The sequence below is a fragment of the Pseudoalteromonas sp. J010 genome (assembly GCF_003934235.1).
Classification (GTDB): domain Bacteria; phylum Pseudomonadota; class Gammaproteobacteria; order Enterobacterales; family Alteromonadaceae; genus Pseudoalteromonas; species Pseudoalteromonas peptidolytica.
In genome coordinates this window covers 118,971-124,970 of sequence record NZ_RDBW01000031.1, presented here as the reverse complement: position 1 = coordinate 124,970, position 6,000 = coordinate 118,971, and the positions used below count along the sequence as shown (strand labels likewise).

Annotated in this window: 5 protein-coding genes and 1 pseudogene; 2 read left to right on the top strand and 4 right to left on the bottom strand. The window is 40.3% G+C overall.

The genetic code is table 11. The annotated features are described in order from the left end of the window. Positions 1–264 (bottom strand): annotated as a pseudogene (locus EAG18_RS16730) (transposase); the annotation flags it as partial. 401 nt (positions 265–665) lie between these two features. Here EAG18_RS16730 and EAG18_RS16725 point away from each other — a divergent pair. Together EAG18_RS16725 and EAG18_RS16720 are read left to right on the top strand one after the other, a co-directional pair. Next, entirely contained in the window at positions 666–1,160 is a 495-nt protein-coding gene (locus EAG18_RS16725) for a hypothetical protein (protein WP_343327582.1), read from the top strand. A 26-nt stretch (positions 1,161–1,186) separates the two neighbouring features. Further along, the gene (locus EAG18_RS16720; RefSeq protein WP_275557328.1) at positions 1,187–1,624 is read left to right on the top strand and encodes a nuclear transport factor 2 family protein; all 438 of its coding nucleotides are present in this window, start codon (positions 1,187–1,189) and stop codon (positions 1,622–1,624) included. A 68-nt stretch (positions 1,625–1,692) separates the two neighbouring features. On the opposite strand, the gene EAG18_RS16715 is transcribed toward EAG18_RS16720, so the two are convergent. The 3 genes from EAG18_RS16715 to EAG18_RS16705 all read right to left on the bottom strand — a co-directional run bounded on the left by EAG18_RS16715 (position 1,693) and on the right by EAG18_RS16705 (position 5,778). Then, the gene (locus EAG18_RS16715) at positions 1,693–2,820 is read right to left on the bottom strand and encodes an alpha/beta hydrolase-fold protein (RefSeq protein ID WP_275557329.1); all 1,128 of its coding nucleotides are present in this window, start codon (positions 2,818–2,820) and stop codon (positions 1,693–1,695) included. A 164-nt stretch (positions 2,821–2,984) separates the two neighbouring features. After that, complete coding sequence (locus EAG18_RS16710) at positions 2,985–4,757, bottom strand: hypothetical protein (protein WP_275557327.1); 1,773 nt, start codon at positions 4,755–4,757, stop codon at positions 2,985–2,987. Positions 4,758–4,887: 130 nt separating this feature from the next. Then, the gene (locus EAG18_RS16705; RefSeq protein WP_125253499.1) at positions 4,888–5,778 is read right to left on the bottom strand and encodes an AraC family transcriptional regulator; all 891 of its coding nucleotides are present in this window, start codon (positions 5,776–5,778) and stop codon (positions 4,888–4,890) included. Positions 5,779–6,000 lie beyond the last annotated feature (222 nt).

Sequence of the window (6,000 nt, the reverse complement as noted above, 5' to 3'; positions counted from 1 at the left end):
GTCAGATAAGCGCTTTGCTCTTTTATCATCAACATGCAATCCAATGTGGGTGTGGTTACTCATCACCGCATACGCACAGACGTCGATACAAAAGACGGTAGCTAACATTAGGAGCTTTTCTTCAACCCAATCACGGCGATGTGCATAGGATTTTCCGGTCAGTTTGTCTTCACCGCACAAAAACGCACGTCTAACGCAGCGGGAGATACAGTGATAGTATTTGGTATCTGTTAAGCTGATTTGATTCTTACGGGCAGTCGCCATCGTTTGTTTTCCTCAATCCTTGAGTGCAGAGTTAGAGCGTAGACGACTTTTAAAAAAGACACAAATTAGTGGTGGGTGTCTTTGGTTTTCTTTTTTTAAAAAAGCACAAATTAGAGGTGGGTGTCTTTGGTTTTCTTCTAGAGCGTAGACGACTTTTAAAAAAGACACAAATTAGTGGTGGGTGTCTTTGGTTTTCTTCTCTTCTTTTCTTTTTTCTTCTCTTTAGGTTCTTCTTTATCGATGAGTGTTACGAAGCTAAAGTACTGGTTATGTTCCTAGCCGATGTGTCACTGAGTTTATGGCTTTTGTCATTGTATTGGCTACAACCAAATGGTAACGTGCTGTAACTAATTATAAAAGAGATGCTTCGATGAAAAAGCTTCCGTTGTTAATGAGTACCAGTGACAGTGACTAAGCAACAAAAACAAGGTCAACCCTTTATTCCCGATTCTTTTGAACCACCAAAAAGGGTTAGCACATCTCATTTTTCTTTTACCGTGCTAGACGAGCAAATTGCGACTGCAGATTATGAATTGGTGATGGCTAATCAACCACGCTTACAGGGCATATTTGGCCCAAGTTCAAACTGGCCAAAAGCTTCTATGACTTTTGAGGAAAACATTGCAAGTTTAGCCACGCACAGGGAAGAATTCATGTCGCGAGCAGCATTTGCTTATGCGGTTTACACCAGACACAGTGAAAGGTATATCGGTTGTGTCTATATCGATCCGCCTCAATCTTCAGATTTTGATTGCGATGTGTATCTGTGGATAGGGTCAGAAGATATAGCATTGGATGACCTACTCTATCAAACAATTACTCATTGGTTAAAAACGGCGTGGCCATTTTCTAAACTTGCGTTTCCCGGTCGAAACGCTGCATTCTATACAGAGTAAAAAACAATAAATTAGGGAAAATCATAATGAAAATGAAAGCGCTATATGCACTGCTACCATTCATGCTTGTTTCAAGTGCTTGCTCTGCAGAAGCGCTGAGTGACAAGGTCAACGCTTATTTCGACGCCCAAAAAGCCGTTGAACACCAACATTCAAAAGAGTCTGATGTTACCAATCTACTGATGCTTTTAACACCCGATGCCACATTCGAGCATCCAAGGTTTAATGCCATATTATCAAAAGAAGAATATAAGGCGGGCTTACTCAGCTATCTAGGCCAATACACAAAGTGCGATATCCAAGTAACAAACATCATTGAAGGTCTTAATGCAGTGACCGTTGAGTATTTACACCCTTGCGTTGATCAGCAAGGTAACACGAATGAAAAAGAAAATAAGCAAAAGCTTGTGACACTGTTTGAGTTTAGCGGCGAAAAAATTAAACGTATTCGCCACTATTTTTAAGTAGCACTAAATATCCAGCAAATAGACCAAGTCAAATACTTTCGTGGTCTATTTACGTATTTGAAATCTCACTCACCAAGTAACTTAGTTAATCGCTCTTTACGAGCAACAAAAACATCGTAGCCATCATCATCCTTCGATGATAATGCTATCGCTCTGTTTACTTGCTCTAACGATGCTCGATATTGTTTATCGGTTTCATAACCATAAGCTAAACCGTTGTATGCGTCTGCATTATGTGGATAGCGTGAAACGCCATACTTAAACAACTTAATTGCTTCTTTCACGTTACCCGTACTCACATGGTGATAGCCGAGCCCTCTTATCGTCGATTCTTGAGGCTCAATCACTTCGCCATACTGAACGGATAGCTGCTGATAATACTCATTAATGGAGCTCAATTCGCCGTTATAAGCACGAACTGGCATTTGGGTCGGAAAAAACAACTTTTGGTACGCACTAAAAATACCGGCGCTAGAGACAAGCCCATGAGGGACATTGTCGTAAGCCTCGCTGAAAAAACGTAACCCTACAGGTTTGTTATCAGCTAAAAAGTGCGCCATATCTTCATACCGTTCGCGCATCACGCCCCCCTCTTCGCCAATTGCAATAAATAAAAAGTTATTTAATTGCTTGGTTTTGGATATAAATGCTTTGGTGCTTTTTGCGGTGGCACCAAAATTCCACCATACCGCCGGACTATATGCTATGTGGCCTTGAAATAACGTAGGCTTAGTCTGCAGCGCGTAGAGTACGAAAGTACCAGCTGCCGATGCGCCGGCAATCGCTTTAAAATCATGAGTGCGGTACTCCTTATTTACAAAAGGAATAAGCTCTGTCTCGATAAACTCTAAAAACTTTGGTGCGCCACCGCCCATGTTCATCGGGCCTGCTGGCTCTTTGTTTTTTGTTGGATAAAGATCTCGCAACCGATCTGTATTTTCAATAGCAACAATTATGACTTCAGGTGCAGCAGAGACGCTTGCCTTTTGCAAACGTTCAAGCACTGTACTCATAAGTGGAAGGTTCCCTTTACCGTCAAGGCGATATATTACAGGATATGTTTTATTAGAATTGGTGTGATAACTTTTAGGGAGTTGTATTGTAACAGTGCGCGTTTCACCGAGCACTATTGAGTTTAGCGTTTTTGTGTGTCGATCGTATTCTTTATTTGCTTTTTGAGTGTCCTGAGCCATTGCAGAACACGAGAGAAAAACTACAAAAAAAACCGTGCAAAACCATTGAGTCGCTTTACCAATTATCATTTATTATTATTCCATTTATATGATTTTATTGGTAAAGCTAGCATATAGAAAAAGGGATTGATAGGATAGATCTCAACCAAATGAAGCTGTTATCTTCATAAATTATCTAATAGCCGATAAATAGCGCTTATCGCAGGATCAATACCTGCAAAGTAACTTTTCGAATCAGGTAGTATAGGCATATGTGGCGGTACCCATATACGGTGATCTTCCGCACGAGATGTTTGATGAAATTGAGATGAAATCAGACCAAATACCCCACTATAAGGCAACTTGAACCGCCCAGCTTCACCGACATGATTAGGTCTAGAACCGCTTGGCTCACCAACCAAAATAGCATCGGTGAAAAGATTTATATTGGTCAGTAAATTTTGAGCAGCCGAAAATGTGTTGCGACCCATTATAACAAATAGTTTGCCATCAGGTTTTGCTGCCTCAAAGTAAATTAACGCTTTTAGTAAAGGCGGTAAAATAGAGCCGTTCCCGCCACTGTTGTGCCGTAAATCCAGTACTAAATGCTTTACTTCATCCTGTTTAACCGTATCGATTAACGCCTTACTAAATTGGGCTAGCGACTGTGTTTTCATTTGTGCCACTGCATTAAACTGTACCTGTAGTACCCCATTAGATTTATTTAAGTATTGCCAGTAGTGCTTGTCTTTATGCTGTAGGTACTCTGGCGCATTTTTATGATTTTTTGGAAGTGTGGGCAAACCACTAAATGCAAATGCTTGCCCCTCAAGATGAATTTTTTCTGTAACATTATCAGTACTTTGAACTGTGATAGTAATTTTATTTGTACTATCAGCAATACCTAACCCAGTTAACACTTCAGGCATAGCTAAATAATAAGGTGCTAACCAAAGCTGCTGCATTTCATTATCACGAGGGTTTATTTTTGCTGCTTTTGCGATTGCCTCCTCGCTAGAAGTGCCCTCAAAAGCCATGACTTTTTGACCTATCAAAGCAGAGTAATTTGGTGTTGCATCAACGATATAGAGTCCATCTGTAAATACGTAAAACTGCACTGGCAAACGGCTGAAATTACCTTTTTCTCCAAAGGTTGGTACGATAAGGTTATGGCCATTACCTAAGGTGCCAACTAGTTCCATCATTCTAAATACAATTTGCTGGTCATTAAGGTTTGGTATATCCGCGTGTAAACTCTTCGCCAATGCCACCAGCTCAGCGTTGGTGCCAGCCACTTCATTTATATGTAAGCGATTAATTTCAGCAAGTAAAAATTCCAAATCAGCACGCCATTGTTGCACACGTGTTAGTGTGGGATCTTTGTACTGTCCTGCCAATATCTGAAATTGCGTATTATCTTTGATAGCATCAAATGCGGCTTTTCCCGCTATACTGCTGCGCTCATCATATCTCGCTGACAGAGATTTTCTTAGCCACTCGTGTGCTTGCTCTATATTCCCAAGCTGTGCATAAGCCTCAGACACTTTTATCATGATGTCGTTTGAAGGGCGTGAAGCATTTGGGATATTGGTTACGTTTACCCCAAGCGTCAGTGCATTTTTCAAAGCGGATATCGCTTGCTCATGATGCCCCAATTGCATCTGCGTCAACCCAAGTAGGTACCAAGTATCTCCATCATCTTTATAAGACGATGTTAAGCTTTGTAATAGAGGTAACGCCTGTTGCCAGCGCTCTTCACGTACAAAAGACAACGCTTTTTTACGAGTTTTAAGATAAACAACCGGGTCTGCAACCCCACCTCGCTGTGGAAAAACACCAATAGCATCATTTGTTGGTGATAGTACCCGAGCAGTTTGAGACATGGCAGGGTGTGTGAAAAGTACACTACTAAAAATTAAACAAGCGGATAGCTTTGCGAAAAAACCTAAGTACATCATATTTTTCCTTCTGAACGATTCAAGGCAACACTACGTTTTCTGGATCTATTTGACGTCCAAAATCAGGATACTGTACCTTAACTGCTTTATTGACTACGTTATAATAACCATAACAGTATGAATAGTTTACTTATTTTAGTTTTAAAAACTGGCTTGGGGTACAACCTGTCTGCTTTTTAAAAACACTGTTAAAGGAAGACTTGGAATTAAACCCCGCGTTCATAGCTAGTGTTAAGACGTTTGTAGCTGACTTTCCTCCTCCCTTTAATTGCTGTTTTACCTCGTTAATCCGTAAGCGATTAATGTACTCATTGAAGTTTTGGCCACCACAAGTGTTGATCGCCCAAGAAATATCCTTAGTACTCAGCCCAATTACCTCTGCAACATCGTGAATGGTAAGTCTAGGTTGACGATATAAATACTGATCACTGATGGTTTGATGGATAATGTTAAATATCTCGGTCGGGTTTTCGCTTGGCTCACTCAACCTTTGGATTGACTCATCCTCACCCAGGGTTTCAACAAGCTTGGGCTGGGTTATAACATTTACAATAAGATAAAAATTAAGTAAAAGTAGCCAGCAGAGGTTGATAAAGTACCAAAGCGCCTTCGTGTCAGGATCATTATACACCTGCATATTGAGCCGGACTAAATCGCTCAAAGCAAACGCCATAAACGAGAACAAGGTGCTTTTTATCCAAGCCAAGTCAAGGTCATTCACATCAGATCTGATATTTGCTGACGCATCCTGATACATTAAAACTAATCGTATTGACATCACGAAATAAACCAGCTGGCTAAGAGTGCCGATAACAATGATCTGTTGAGCATAAGTAGTAAAAGGTAGTACAACCAATACCGGTAAAAAATGCAGTAGTTGTTTACTCAAAGGCGGCTTTTGAACATGCAGCAGACTTGCAAAAAGGAAGTAAATTAACGGCCCTGTGGTAAGTGTAAAGAGAGGTGTAAAAAGATAATAAGCTCTTAGACCTAACGCTTCCTCAGCAAAATTAGTCGCCATCAATATACTTTGAAAAACTAAATAAACCGCCAGTGTACGTGTATGAATTTGCCTAGCAAAAACCAAAATAGCGAGCAGGTAAACCCCAATAGCAAGTAACTGAACAGCGTTTACTGGAACAATTTTAAATGAAAGCAACACGTGGTAATTTTTAATTATTTTTTTCTATTGTACGTTAATTTGCATAAAGACGACAACGCCAGCATAAATACTGGCGTTATT